Below are 14,364 nucleotides of genomic sequence, written 5' to 3'. Positions count from 1 at the left end.
TTCTATTTTATCGAACGATTGGAGGATTCCCGACATCTTGACTTATTGGACTCATGCGATCGCTTTTTTGATTTTCAGCATCCAGATTATTTCACTGTCATCATAGCTATTGCTGATCATGGGATGGGGATGAGCGAACAAGTCAAAGCCAAAATATTTGACCACTTATTTACTACTAAAGCTGTGGGTAAAGGTACAGGTTTGGGACTAGCGATCGCACGTCAGATTATTGTAGAAAAACACAATGGTATTTTGTCTGTAAATTCTACACCAGGCGAAGGTACTAAATTTATCATTACTATCCCCATTCTGACTCAGACTCTTGCTGAAAGTAGAGCGAAAGGTTTAACCACATTCTTTATTGTAGTTCTTGAATCACACATACTCGAAAGGCGATCGCCTGAAAATTCTCCTGTTGCTTTACAAGAAATTTTCCGTATTCAATGATCATTAGAGTGTGGTTATACCCGAAATAATGGAGAACTTTTATGCAAGGTATTGATGTTGCAGGTCAAGATGGCAGAGTAGATTGGACAGCAGTGAAAAACTCTGGTAAAACCTTCGCTTTTGTAAAAGCTACAGAAGGCGCTTCGGTGAAAGATCCCACTTTTGCTCGTCACTGGCCAACTATGAAGGCGGCGGGAATTATTCGTGGGGCTTATCATTTTTTTCACCCACGTACTTCCGATCCAGTTGTACAAGCTCAAGAGTTCTTAAAAACAATTGGCAAATTGGAACCTGGAGACTTACCACCAGTTTTAGATATAGAAGTCACTGATAATGTCAACGATCCAAAATTGATCATTAATGCCGCAAAGCAGTGGTTAGTAGTAGTTGAGAAAGCGCTTCTACAACAAACAGGAAAACCAATAAAACCAATTATTTATACTTACCCAGGTTTCTGGGAAGGGCTTGGTAACCCCACTGGTTTTGCTGAATACCAACTCTGGATTGCCCACTACGATCAACCCCAGCCAACAGTTCCTACTACTTGGCAAGGAGAATATTTAATTCATCAATTTAGAGAAGATGTCTCTGGTGTACCAGGCGTAAGTGGTAAAGCTGATTTGAATCGATTTAAGGATTTGCAACCTGGTGATTCCGGTTTAAGGGTCAAAAACCTACAACAACAATTAACAGCCATTGGTTTGTATACAGGTGCTATTGATGGCAAATTTTCATCGGCTGTTAAAGATGCTGTCATTAGTTTTCAATCATCTAAAGGTCTACAAGCAGATGGAATTGTCGGGATTAAAACTTGGCTCTCTTTACTTTGGATTTGATTGCTTACCAAAAGTGAATTCAGCGTTGTTATGTCTTCATTTATTTAATTGATTGCATTTTAGAGAACCAAAACCTTGATATTTAAATAATTGACATCTTATTTAATTGATTGCATTTTTAGATAACCAAAACCTCCATACTTAATTTGAATTGACTCCAAAATAAGAGGCAAGGTTACCTTGCCTCATCAATCTATAAAATAATAATTGCAATTTTAAACTTTAGTACTTAACTAATAGCTAGATTTAAATTTTAAACAACTACCAAGATTTAGAATAACTGAGCCAACTAAAATTATAAATCCAATTAATTGTATTGGCATAATTGATTCATGGAGAATTGACACATTAAACATTAGTGAAAACAGCGGAGTTAGTAATGCAATCATTGAACATATTTGTGTTGAATTTAGATGCAATGCTTGATTCCACAGTAAAGAAGCAATCGTATTCGGAAATACCGCTAAATAGATAATCCCTAGCCATTGAGTAGAGGTTAATGTCAATGTCAAGCCAAATGCTGGTACTAAACCGAGTAAAAACAACAAGCCAAATAAGTTAAACAAAAACATTCCTGCATCTGGATCAAAATTTTTGTGCTTGATCAACACACAAAACAAAGCCCAAGTTGCTGCTGCTGCTAATGTTGCAGCAGTACCAAGATTTAATTGAATCGCCAATATTTGGTTTTTGGCAATCAACAAATACACTCCCACACAACCTGTTATCAGCAGTAAGACTGATTTGCGAGATAACTTTTCATGAAACCACAAGGCTCCAAAGAATGTCATCAGCAATGGATAGATATAAAACATGACAACCACCTGGGAAGCTGGCAGAAGTTGATAGCCTTTCAAGCCGCAGATTTGCTGAATACCCATACCCATAATTCCAGCAATTACGAAGAAAAACTGCTGCTTTTTCCATTCCTTTTGCAGAATTAGCAATTTTTTCTGCCTGACAATGTTAATACCAAGAACGCAAGTTGACAAGAAAGTCACATATAGCGTTGTGGTAAAACTATCGAGATGTGGCACAGTTAATTTGAATGTCACACCAATTGTTGCCCAAATCAAAATAGCTAACAATGCATACAGCAGACCTTTAAAACCAAAAGCAGACTTTTTTAAGTAATCTATTGTCATAATCATTGACTTATTTGTGTAGCCTACTTTCATAAGTCAAGATTTAACAATGGTCAATAGTCATAATACATTTAAGCAAGATTTAGCGGATAGTAAACTATTGCTTAAATTCCTCGTAATCGTCTAATTAGACAATTAATTACGGTATCAACAATTAGGTGACTGCATAAGTCAAAAATTCAACTCCTTGACTTGCCAATCTTTACAATGATGATTATTGCTATTTATTGCTAATAATTCTATTTTTTAATTCCCCGAAAATTCCCAAAAATTAGCCTCGCCATTAGCGGACAAAAGACCCGTTTCTCACTAGGGAATAGGGAATAGTTAACTCTATTTTCGTTCTCGGGGAAAATCAAGGTGCTAAAAATGGCTTTTGGGTATAAACTAAAACCAAATTTCCGAGAAATTAGTTATTAGGTGCAATTAATGTCTACTGCTACGGTTAAAGCCTGTAGTTTGGGGCGCAACATTTATCTTAACGTCCACGGCTTCGGCAGAGCGATCGCTTTATTTATGATGCTGTGGGGGTGTACAGCACCAGGCTTTAATGCCTCTAATTTAACTTGGAAAACTTATATCAATACACGTTATAACTTTGAGTTTCCCTACCCTAGCAACTGGAATGCTTTACCACCACCAGAAAATAATGATGGAATAGTCTTTGTTTCCCCGCAAGATGAATCAGTAAAAATTCGGTCTTGGGCAGGTAATCAGCTACCAGCATCTTTGAATCCAGACCAAAACGCCAAAATCACAGTCAATCCCAATTTTCAAAATGCTCAAGGAATATCTGGGGTTTTAGTTGTGGAAGTAGGTCAAAAAGAAAGTTCCATGACCCTAACCATCACTCAAGGTCAAATTAAATACTACTGGCGAGGACAAAGCCAAAGCCAAGATTTTACTGATTACTACCACTTGTTTTACTACATAGCCCAGCAATACAAAGTGCCAAAGCAATGATGGGCATGGGGCATTGGGCATTGGGCATGGGGCATGGGGCATTGGGCATTGGGCATTGGGCATTGGGCATTGGGCATTGGGTAATCGGTAATTGGTAATTGGGCTGTTATTTCTCCCCCTGCTTCCTCATCCCCCTCATCCCCCTCATCCCCCTCATCCCCCTCATCCCCCAATCCCCAATTTTCACCCTTTAGGTAGTTGAGACGTGACACAAACCTGGTAGATTTAGCTTACAGCGAGTGAAAACAGGTAAAAATGAAAGTCCTGGTTATTGGTGGCGATGGGTATTGTGGTTGGGCAACTGCTCTTTACCTTTCAAATCAAGGTTACGAAGTTGGGATTTTAGATAGTTTAGTGCGGCGGCACTGGGATAACGAGCTTGGTGTCGAAACTCTTACTCCGATCGCGCCAATTCAGCAACGTCTCCAGCGCTGGTACGATTTAACTGGTAAATCCATAGACTTGTTTGTTGGCGATATCACTAACTATGAATTCCTCCATAAAGCGCTGCACAAATTCCAACCCAGCGCTATAGTCCATTTTGGGGAACAGCGTTCGGCTCCATTTTCTATGATTGACCGTGAACACGCAGTTGTGACTCAGGTCAACAATGTAGTGGGCACTTTGAATTTGCTCTATGCGATGCGGGAAGATTTTCCTGATTGTCATCTTGTGAAGTTAGGGACAATGGGTGAATATGGTACTCCCAACATCGACATTGAAGAAGGCTATATCACCATTGAACATAATGGTCGCAAAGATACATTGCCTTATCCCAAACAGCCAGGTTCAATGTATCACCTCAGCAAAGTGCATGATAGTCACAATATCCATTTTGCTTGTCGGATTTGGGGACTGCGCGCTACAGACTTGAATCAAGGTGTGGTTTATGGCGTTTTAACTGAAGAAACGGGAATGGATGAAATGTTGATCAACCGCCTGGATTATGATGGCGTGTTTGGTACAGCACTCAACCGCTTCTGCATTCAAGCAGCTATCGGTCATCCTCTGACTGTTTACGGTAAAGGCGGACAAACACGCGGCTTTTTGGATATTCGGGATACAGTGAGGTGTGTAGAATTAGCGATCGCTAATCCTGCTCAAGCTGGCGAATTCCGTGTCTTCAACCAATTCACTGAACAATTTAGCGTTGGTGATTTGGCAATCATGGTGAAGAAAGCCGGCAATGCTATGGGAATCAATGTGGATATTAATCATCTAGATAATCCCAGAGTTGAGAAAGAAGAGCATTATTTCAACGCTAAAAACACTAAGCTGTTGGATTTAGGCTTACAACCTCACTATCTCTCTGATTCTCTCCTCGATTCTCTATTAAACTTTGCCATCAAATATCAAACCCGAGTCGATCAAAAGCAAATTTTGCCTAAAGTCTCTTGGCATAGAAAATAGGCTTAAGTAATTCGTAATTTCTAAGTCGTAATTCGTAGTTACTCTTATTGGGTATGGGGCATGAAAATCCGTCTTTCCTATGCCTCATGGGCCCTTCGGGTGAATCCTTCGGATACGCTACGCGAGCGCAGTCGCCTGCGGAGGGAAACCCTCCTGCAGCGCTGTCTCACCATGCGCCATGCCCATGTTCAATTTAGACACTGTTCAATTACGAATTACGAATTACGAATTACGAATTATTTATGCGGCTGATAACAGAACCTTATCTAAATCAAGTAAGTTGCTGGCCTCAAACTGGTCGTCACATTCTAGCCCAATATGACGACCAATCAATTGTTGTGTACCAAGCATATCGTCCGGCTATTGGTCATTTCGCCGCCACTCATGGTTATTTTGGTGGCGACTTTAGTTTTGACCGCATGAGTTGGATCAAACCTAATTTTTTATGGATGATGTATCGTTCCGGATGGGGTATAAAAACTGAGCAAGGAGTAGTATTAGCTATTTGGATTCAACGTTGGTCTTTTGAAGAAATGTTGTCAGTTGCAGTGCATTCCACTTTTATGCCCGAATTATATCCCAGTGAAACTACTTGGAAAGCAGCGCTAAAAGAATCACAAGTAAGATTACAATGGGACCCAGATCATCACCCATCTGGTGCTAAATTAGAACGGCGTGCTATTCAGATAGGGCTACGCGGAAAATTCTTAGCTAATTATGCCAAAGATTGGATCTTGCATATTGAAGATATCTCTGATTTTGTCCAACAACAGCGGCAAAACATTAATTCTGACTGTGCCCAATTGATTACGCCACGGGAGACAGTTTACTCTGTGAGTGATCAACAAACGCAAAAGCAGCTGGGATTATCTGCCTGGACTGAATAGTATTTTATGAGAATTGCTCTATTCACTGAAACCTTTTTGCCCAAGGTTGACGGTATTGTAACGCGCTTGCGTCATACCGTTGACCATCTACAGCGTCATGGAAATCAAGTTTTAGTGGTTGCCCCTGAAGGCGGGATCACCGAACATAAAGGAGCTAAAGTTTACGGCGTGACTGGCTTTCCTTTGCCATTGTATCCAGAATTAAAAATGGCATTGCCTCGCCCAGCTATAGGTTACGCTTTAGAGGAGTTTAAGCCAGATATTATTCATGTCGTCAATCCTGCAGTTTTGGGTTTATCTGGCATATTTTACAGCAAAATCCTCAAAATTCCTTTAGTAGCCTCTTATCATACTCATTTACCCCAATATCTCCAGCATTACGGCTTAGGAATGTTGGAAGGTGTGCTGTGGGAATTATTGAAAACTGCACATAATCAAGCCGAGTTAAACCTGTGTACTTCCACTGCAATGATGGCAGAATTGACAGCACATGGCATTGAACGAGTAGATTTGTGGCAAAGAGGGGTGGATACAGAATTATTTCATCCTAGTTTAGCCAGTGCCGAAATGCGATCGCGTTTATCGCAAAATCATCCAGAAAGTCCTTTGTTACTATATGTTGGTCGCCTGTCTGCGGAAAAAGAAATTGAGCGCATCAAACCGATTTTAGAAGCAATTCCCGAAGCGCGCTTGGCATTGGTCGGAGATGGCCCCCACCGCCAAGCCCTAGAAAAGCACTTTGCTGGCACAAACACCAACTTTGTTGGCTATCTTATGGGACGGGAATTAGGTTCGGCTTTTGCGAGTGCTGATGCCTTTATTTTTCCTTCCCGTACAGAGACACTAGGATTAGTGTTATTAGAAGCAATGGCAGCCGGTTGCCCAGTAGTAGCAGCCCGTTCTGGAGGAATTCCTGATATTGTTACAGATGGGGTCAACGGCTATCTTTTTAAGCCTACAGCAGATATTCAAGGTGCAATTACCGCTACTGTTCGCCTGTTACAAGAGAAACAAGAATGTGACCTGATCCGTCAAAATGCTCGTAAAGAAGCTGAAAAATGGGGATGGGCAAACGCCACTCGCCAGTTACAGGATTACTATGAAAAGGTAATTTACGCGCAACAATTGACAGCAGCCATCTGATAAAAATTTAACAGTCCCAACATTAGCCACAACTCTTCAAATGCCTTACGGGTCAAGGGTCAAGGGTCAAAAGTCAAAACTAGTTTATTATCCTTGTCCCCTTGTCTCCCAATCCCCAATCCCTAATCCCCAGTCCCCAGTCCCCAATCCCCAATCCCCAGTCCTCATGACACTCCCTAATCCTGGTAGCGTCTTGGCTACATTAACCGAACTCACTCAAGTCAATCGTACCCACGCTTTATTGCGTCGTGTGAAAGACCTTTCTGTTAACGAATTTGTTTGTTTATTAGATTTTATTACTGCGGAATTTCAGCAATTTCTCAGAGCTATTGAATTAATCAATAATGAAGCTCTAGAAACTATGTTGGAAAAAGTTCTAGAAGCAATCACATTAAAAATAGGTCAAATTCTGCAAGCAGAACACACGGCTATTTTTTTAGTAGATTATGATAAAAATCAATTGTGGTCAAAAGTTCCCCAGGATAATACACAAAAATTTTTAGAAATTCGTACGCCCATTACAGTTGGTATTCCTGGTCATGTTGCCAGTACTGGACAATATTTAAATATAGCTGAAACTTCTACTCATCCCTTATTTAGCCCAGATTTAGAAAAGCAAATGGGCTATAAAATTCATAATATTTTATGTATGCCAGTTATGAGCAGCAAAAATCAAACTGTAGCTGTAGTACAACTGGCCAATAAAGCTGGTGATTTGCCATTTAATCAAGATGATGAAGAACGGTTTCGGGATTTTGCTGCTTCGATTGGGATTATCTTAGAAAGCTGTCAGACTTTTTATGTCGCAGCACGCAACCAACGGGGAGCAACAGCACTTTTAAGAGCAACTCAAACTCTGGGGCAAAGTTTAGATTTAGAAGCAACTTTGCAAATAGTTATGGAGCAAGCCCGAATTTTAATGCAAGCAGATCGCAGTACTCTGTTTTTGCATCGTAAAGAAATGGGCGAACTTTGGACAAAGGTAGCCGCCGCCGCAGATGGTGCAAATACTATAGAAATCCGGATGCCCAGCAATCGCGGTATTGTTGGTTTTGTGGCTTCCACTGGGCAAGCTGTAAATATTCCCGATGCTTATAAAGACCCCCGGTTTGACCCAACTACAGATAGAAAAACTGGATATGTAACTCGCAATATTTTGTGTTTGCCTGTGTTTAATTCAGCCAATGAATTAATTGGCGTAACACAGTTAATTAATAAACAGCAAGGTAGTTTTACTGCCTCTGATGAAGAATTTATGCGAGCATTTAATATCCAAGCTGGAATTGCTTTGGAAAATGCTCGTTTATTTGAAAATGTCCTGTTAGAAAAACAGTATCAAAAAGACATTTTACAAAGTTTGTCTGATGCGGTTATTTCTACAGATATGGAAGGGAGAATTGTCACTATTAATGATGCCGCATTAGCATTACTTGGTTGTCCTGTTAGAGATACAAATACAAAACCTAATAAGCGGTTGTGGGAACAAAATTTACTCGGTCGCTTGGTTTGGGAAGTGGTACCAATTGAAAATTTGCAAATGCGCTTGGAAGATAGTTTAAAAACAGGGGCTAAACATTACGTTCCCGAGCAAAGTTTGACTGTGGGGTTATATCCCATCCAAAGTTCTGAAACTAAGTCGCCCAGTGAAACCTTAGATGCAGGAGTTTGGACGCAGCATTTTATTTTGGCAGTACGCGATCGCACTAATCCAGATGTGTTTATTCCCTGGAATCAACCCCTAACTCCTCAATCGAAGTTTTTGAGTGCTAGCGAGGTACAAAAGTTAGAACGCAGCCTGAATTTAACAGTAAATCCCCTAACTAACCCAGAAGGCGGCGTGAGAGGTGGCTTAGTTGTCTTAGAAGACATCAGCCGCGAAAAACGCATGAAAACTACCATGTACCGCTATCTCACCCCCCATGTAGCCGAACAGGTTATGGCTTTGGGGGAAGATGCTTTAATGGTGGGGGAACGCAAGGAAGTAACTATCTTATTTTCCGATATTCGCGGTTACACCACACTCACAGAAAATCTCGGGGCGGCGGAGGTGGTATCGCTGCTCAACCAATATTTTGAAACGATGGTAGAGGCAGTATTTAACCATGAAGGCACCCTAGATAAGTTTATTGGTGATGCTTTAATGGCAGTATTTGGCGCACCTTTACCATTAACAGAAAATCACGCCTGGCGTTCTGTACAAGCAGCCCTAGATATGCGCCAACGCCTAGCAGAATTTAATCGCCGGCGGATTATTCAATCACAACCACAAATTAACATCGGCATTGGGATTAGTTCGGGAGAAGTGGTTTCTGGTAACATCGGTTCTCACAAACGCATGGATTACACCGTCATCGGTGATGGCGTAAATTTAAGTTCCCGTTTGGAAGCCGTCACCAAAGAATATGGTTGTGACATTATTTTGAGCGAATTTACCTACCAACTGTGCAGCGATCGCATTTGGACGCGTCAGCTAGATAAAATCCGCGTCAAAGGTAAGTATCAAGCGGTAAATATCTATGAATTAATTAGCGATCGCACTCAACCCCTCGACGATGCTACCCAAGAATTTCTGTTTTATTACCAGTCGGGGCGCATAGCTTACTTAGCAAGGAACTTTACCCGGGCGATCGCTTGCTTTGAAGCCGCAAAAAATCTTCGCCCTCATGACCAAGCAGTTAATATCCATATAGAACGCTCTTATAACTATCAAAAAACACCACCCCACGATTCTTGGGATGGTGTCTGGACAATGGCAAATAAATAGGGCATGGGGCATGGGGCATGGGGCATTTATTATTTGTTATTTCTCCTTCAGTTTCCTCTGCTTCTTCCTTTTTTGTTGTTTTCAAGTCAGCCATCAAGCAGATATACACCAGTTTTATAAAAATTCTTCTTACTAATCCCTAGTCCCTAGTCCCTATTCCCTATTCCCTAGCTTTCCGGTGGTGTATCTTGATTATCTTGGTCATCCTGAAAAGGATTTTCACCAATTTTCAATTGTTTTTTTGTACGTTTTAATTGTTTCCACAGATCCTTAATTTGTTCGTATGCTTCTTCTGGTGGCAATTTACCCCCGGTTTCTAAGTTACAAATATAACTCACTCGTTGGGCAAATTCCTGTAGATTAGAATTGAAAACTAAGTTTTCTGGCTTCACTTGACCGTAGTAACGGCCACGAGGATAGAGAAAATCATCTTTGCTCACTATATTTTTCTCCACTTATTCAACTCCCCCTGTATCTATATTCTGAAGCTGAATCTCTAGCCAATCTACATCTGCGTCTTGTCCAGTCGGGAGTAATTGCAAAATTAAACCTCTCTGGTGTAAACCTTTTGGGTAAATTTGTCAATTTTGATGGTGCTAGGGATGATCGAGCTGACAATCATTAAATAGTAGGCTTAAAAACAGTGTCTTTTATTAACGTACAAAAAGTAATATAGTTTACGCTCCTTTTGCTGTCCAATTCATTACATTTTAGTGCATCATTCATGAAATAACGCACATCATTTAAGTATACAGAAAGTATTATTAATAATGTATTAATATATACTGTAATGTGCTGAACATAAGATGTATTTTCCTCTATTCATCAACAAATTTATATAGATTGTCAAAAAATACTCTTGGTAGGCAGCGTAAATTACGCGGAATCTCGATGGGAGTTAGCCAACTGTCAGTAGTAAATCACCCCTGACTGATGAATCATAGCTAATGACTATTAACTAAAGATAAAATGGTTAAGCCTCAAAAACCAAAATCTGCCCATCACCTGTAAATTTACTGCCAACCATGTCTGTTAATTCCAAGTTATACGAAGGCAAAGCAAAAATACTCTATACGACGGAAGATCCTGAAATCTTACTGGCTGATTATAAAGATGATGCCACAGCCTTTAATGCCCAAAAACGCGGCAGTATCATAGGTAAGGGAAATATTAATTGCACTATTTCTAGTAAACTGTTTGAACAGTTAGAGGCAAGGGGGATTAAAACTCATTTTATTGATAGCCCCGCCCCAAACCAAATGCGGGTAAAGGCTGTGAAGATTTTACCCTTAGAAGTAGTTGTGCGGAATATTGCTGCTGGTAGCCTGTGTCAACAAACAGGTCTACCATTGGGCACAATACTAAAACAGCCTTTGGTAGAGTTTTACTACAAAAACGACGCATTAGGAGATCCGTTATTAACAAGCGATCGCCTCTACCTGCTGGAACTAGCTACTCCGGAACAAGTTGAGACAATTACCCATCTAGCATTGCAAATCAACGAGTTTCTACGGGACTTTTGGCAGCGTTGTCGGATTACACTAGTAGACTTCAAACTAGAGTTTGGCGTTGATTCACATCAGCAAGTGCTGTTGGCAGATGAAATTAGTCCAGACACTTGTCGGTTATGGGATTCAGCAGAAGCGGACGCTAACCGTCGGGTAATGGATAAAGACCGCTTTCGCAAAGACTTAGGAAATATAGAAGATGCTTACCAGGAGGTTTTACAAAGAGTTTTACAAGCCGTAGGATCTGAAAATTAAATTAGCAAGGTAAAAATATAATTTTCTATAGTTTTTAATTTTTACCTTTGGCATGATTAGCAGATTTACGCAAGTGTCATAATTTTTCTCACTTACGTAGTCGAGGGTTAAATATCAAATTTCCAAAAAACTTGAGCTTTTAATTCTTGACTCTAACCTGAATAGATCTGCCAGTTGCGTAAATCCTGATGAGAGCATAATTGCCTTGTGATGGTGTGTGGACGAGAAGAGGAATTTAAATAAAATGCGTTTATCTCCCGCAATGGTGGCAGCAGTAGCAATTGCAGCCCCTCTAAGTACCCCAATAAGTGCAAATGCACAAACAGCTAACCCAGATTTGTCACAACCAGCAGAGGTGTTGACATCAGCGACAAATCAACAATCGGAAAATGGGATCGCTCAAGAAGAATCTAGCGAACAAGTAAAATCCGCTGCTACTTTTCCAGAAGCAGCAACCGTGAAAGCTTCCCAGGCTCAGACTGTAGCTGCCTTGCCAATTCCAGCAGCCAATAAGACACAGCCAGTCATAGTACCAACTGCGATGTCTACGACGGGCTACGCCTACGCACCCACAACCCCAAGTGCAGGGGTAAAGGCACTGCAAGGTCTTCAGTCTCGCAATATCGCTGCTGTAACCATTCAGCCAACAAATCCGGCCCTAAAATCTGTTATAGTGCCCAGCGCCACACCTAACACCTCTAGCGCCGGGGTAAGGGCACTCCAGGGTCTGCAATCTCGCAACATCGCTGTCTCGCCTATGCAGACAGCACAGACTCCACAAGAAACAACCCCACAGCCAACTCCCCAGGAAACAACTCCCCAGCCAACTCTCCAACAAGCGCCACAAACAACTCCACAGGAAACAACTCCCCAACCAACCCTCCAACAAGCGCCACAAACAACTCCCAGACCCACAACTCCACAGCAAACAACCCCACAGCCCACGCCAGGTACCCAACAACCAGCACCTGCTCCGGCTCCTGGTGCTACTCCACCCCTAGGTTCACCTGTATTTCCCACGAATCCAGACACCTCTACAGAGTCGAGTGAACCCCGAGTATTAGTATCAGAAGTTGCAGTAAGAGCGCAATCGGGGCAACTCACACCAGAACTGGAAAATCAAGTTTATTCTGTAGTTCGTACCCAGCCAGGAAGAACCACCACCCGTACCCAACTCCAAGAAGATATCAATGCCATCTTTGGTACTGGCTTTTTCTCCAATGTCCAAGCAGTACCAGAAGATACGCCATTAGGAGTCCGGGTCAGCTTTGTGGTGCAACCCAACCCAATTTTGACCAAAGTCCAAGTCCAAGCCAATCCCGGCACTAGCGTGCCCTCAGTACTGCCACAAAATACAGCAGATGAAGTTTTCCGCGAGCAGTATGGCAAAATTCTCAACTTGCGTGACTTGCAGGAAGGTATCAAGCAATTAACCAAACGCTATCAAGATAAAGGTTACGTACTAGCCAATGTCATCGGTGCACCCCAAGTCTCTGAAAGTGGGGTTGTGACTTTGCAAATCGCAGAAGGGGTAGTAGAGAATATTCGAGTCCGGTTCCGCAATAAAGAAGGTCAGGAGACCGACGAACAAGGACAACCAATTCGCGGACGGACACAGCCATATATCGTAACCCGAGAATTAGAGTTGAAACCAGGACAAGTCTTCAACCGTAACACCGTGCAAAGAGACTTGCAACGGGTTTACGGCTTGGGCATCTTTGAAGATGTCAACGTTTCCCTTGATCCTGGTAGCGACCCCAGTCGGGTAGATGTGGTAGTCAACGTAGCTGAACGTAATAGCGGTTCGATTGCTGCAGGTGCGGGGATTAGTTCTGCCAGTGGTCTATTTGGTACTATTAGTTACCAACAGCAAAACCTCAATGGCAGAAACCAAAAATTGGGGGCAGAGTTACAAGTAGGTGAAAGAGAACTGCTATTTGACCTGCGCTTTACAGACCCTTGGATTGACGGCGATCCCTACCGCACTTCCTATACTGCCAATATTTTCCGTCGTCGTTCTATCTCCTTGATTTTTGACGGTAAAGACCAAAATATCGAGACCTTTCTCCCAGGAGATACCGAAGGCGATCGCCCCCGTGTTGTCCGCTTAGGTGGTGGTGTAACTTTTACACGTCCGCTTTCGGCTAATCCTTTCGGTAATTCCGAATGGACTGCTTCGGCTGGTTTCCAATATCAACGGGTTTCCACCAAAGATGCTGATGGTAATAGCGTCACTCAAGGCACAATTTACCAGAATGGTCAACCCACAGAACTGATTCCCCTCACGCAGTCTGGGTCAGGTGATGACGATTTATTCTTATTACAGGTAGGAGCGCAACGCGATCTCCGTAATAATCCCCTACAACCAACTAGCGGTTCTTATCTCCGTTTTGGGGTCGATCAATCTGTACCCATTGGGCAAGGTAGCATTTTCCTTACCAGGTTAAGGGGTAGCTACAGCCAATATTTACCCATCAGCCTATTAAACTTCAGCAAGGGGCCCCAAACCCTAGCCTTTAACTTGCAAGGTGGTACTGTTTTAGGTGACTTACCCCCTTATGAAGCCTTTACCTTAGGTGGTAGTAACTCCGTGCGAGGCTATGAAGAAGGCACATTAACCAGCGCCCGCAGTTATGTACAAGCCTCAGTAGAATATCGCTTCCCCGTATTTTCCGTAGTTAGCGGCGCATTATTTTTCGATTTTGGTACTGACTTAGGTACCAGCACCAGAGCTGCTGAAATACTCAACAAAAACGGTACAGGCTACGGCTACGGTTTAGGCGTACGCGTCCAATCCCCCTTAGGCCCAATTCGGGTTGACTACGGTATCAACGACGACGGCGACAGCCGCATCAACTTTGGGATTGGGGAGAGGTTTTAAATGGGCATTGGGCATGGGGCATGGGGCATTGGGCATTGGTAATGGGTAATTGGTAATTGGAATTTACGATTTCTCCCTTGCTCCCTGTCCCCCTCCTCCCTGCTTTGCCAAATCTCCAATCCCCA

General features: G+C 42.2%; 12 protein-coding genes and 1 pseudogene. 9 read left to right on the top strand and 4 right to left on the bottom strand.

Annotation, left to right across the window (positions count from 1 at the left end; translation table 11 throughout):
- Positions 1-96 precede the first annotated feature (96 nt).
- Positions 97-318 (top strand): annotated as a pseudogene (locus tag HGR01_RS41975) (sensor histidine kinase); the annotation flags it as partial.
- A gap of 170 nt (positions 319-488) precedes the next feature.
- Positions 489-1,283 (top strand): GH25 family lysozyme, encoded by a 795-nt coding sequence (locus tag HGR01_RS26360; RefSeq protein ID WP_045871155.1) that lies wholly within the window; start codon positions 489-491, stop codon positions 1,281-1,283.
- Positions 1,284-1,516: 233 nt separating this feature from the next.
- On the opposite strand, the gene HGR01_RS26355 is transcribed toward HGR01_RS26360, so the two are convergent.
- On the bottom strand, positions 1,517-2,428 hold the full coding sequence (locus HGR01_RS26355) for a DMT family transporter (RefSeq protein ID WP_045871156.1): 912 nt from the start codon (positions 2,426-2,428) through the stop codon (positions 1,517-1,519).
- 429 nt (positions 2,429-2,857) lie between these two features.
- Here HGR01_RS26355 and HGR01_RS26350 point away from each other — a divergent pair, with 429 nt between their 5' ends.
- Positions 2,858-3,391: a hypothetical protein gene (locus HGR01_RS26350; RefSeq protein ID WP_052335231.1), complete on the top strand. Its 534-nt coding sequence runs from the start codon at positions 2,858-2,860 to the stop codon at positions 3,389-3,391.
- Here the strand turns inward: HGR01_RS26350 and HGR01_RS26345 are convergent.
- Entirely contained in the window at positions 3,355-3,603 is a 249-nt protein-coding gene (locus HGR01_RS26345) for a hypothetical protein (RefSeq protein ID WP_155539320.1), read from the bottom strand. The two genes, HGR01_RS26350 and HGR01_RS26345, sit on opposite strands and share 37 nt — an antisense overlap.
- 43 nt (positions 3,604-3,646) lie before the next feature.
- Between HGR01_RS26345 and HGR01_RS26340 the strand changes: the two genes are divergently transcribed.
- The 4 genes from HGR01_RS26340 to HGR01_RS26325 all read left to right on the top strand — a co-directional run bounded on the left by HGR01_RS26340 (position 3,647) and on the right by HGR01_RS26325 (position 9,595).
- Positions 3,647-4,801 (top strand): NAD-dependent epimerase/dehydratase family protein, encoded by a 1,155-nt coding sequence (locus HGR01_RS26340; RefSeq protein ID WP_045871157.1) that lies wholly within the window; start codon positions 3,647-3,649, stop codon positions 4,799-4,801.
- 242 nt (positions 4,802-5,043) lie between these two features.
- Positions 5,044-5,688 carry a DUF4291 domain-containing protein gene (locus tag HGR01_RS26335; protein WP_045871158.1) on the top strand — a complete coding sequence of 215 codons (645 nt, stop codon included), beginning with the start codon at positions 5,044-5,046 and terminating at the stop codon, positions 5,686-5,688.
- A 6-nt stretch (positions 5,689-5,694) separates the two neighbouring features.
- Positions 5,695-6,831, top strand: coding sequence for a glycosyltransferase family 4 protein (locus HGR01_RS26330; protein ID WP_045871159.1), 1,137 nt, complete (start codon positions 5,695-5,697; stop codon positions 6,829-6,831).
- A gap of 166 nt (positions 6,832-6,997) precedes the next feature.
- Positions 6,998-9,595 carry a GAF domain-containing protein gene (locus HGR01_RS26325; protein ID WP_045871160.1) on the top strand — a complete coding sequence of 866 codons (2,598 nt, stop codon included), beginning with the start codon at positions 6,998-7,000 and terminating at the stop codon, positions 9,593-9,595.
- A 167-nt stretch (positions 9,596-9,762) separates the two neighbouring features.
- On the opposite strand, the gene HGR01_RS26320 is transcribed toward HGR01_RS26325, so the two are convergent.
- Entirely contained in the window at positions 9,763-10,035 is a 273-nt protein-coding gene (locus tag HGR01_RS26320) for a hypothetical protein (protein WP_045871161.1), read from the bottom strand.
- A 585-nt stretch (positions 10,036-10,620) separates the two neighbouring features.
- On the opposite strand from HGR01_RS26320, the gene purC reads away from it, so the two are divergent.
- Positions 10,621-11,358 (top strand): phosphoribosylaminoimidazolesuccinocarboxamide synthase, encoded by a 738-nt coding sequence (gene purC / locus HGR01_RS26315; RefSeq protein ID WP_045871162.1) that lies wholly within the window; start codon positions 10,621-10,623, stop codon positions 11,356-11,358.
- 244 nt (positions 11,359-11,602) lie between these two features.
- Complete coding sequence (locus HGR01_RS26310; protein WP_045871163.1) at positions 11,603-14,239, top strand: BamA/TamA family outer membrane protein; 2,637 nt, start codon at positions 11,603-11,605, stop codon at positions 14,237-14,239.
- Here the strand turns inward: HGR01_RS26310 and HGR01_RS26305 are convergent.
- Entirely contained in the window at positions 14,236-14,358 is a 123-nt protein-coding gene (locus tag HGR01_RS26305; protein WP_168160989.1) for a histidine kinase, read from the bottom strand. The genes HGR01_RS26310 and HGR01_RS26305 overlap by 4 nt on opposite strands.
- Positions 14,359-14,364 lie beyond the last annotated feature (6 nt).

It is taken from the genome of Tolypothrix sp. PCC 7712, from assembly GCF_025860405.1.
GTDB lineage: Bacteria > Cyanobacteriota > Cyanobacteriia > Cyanobacteriales > Nostocaceae > Aulosira > Aulosira diplosiphon.
This window is presented reverse-complemented; position numbering and strand designations above follow the sequence as displayed.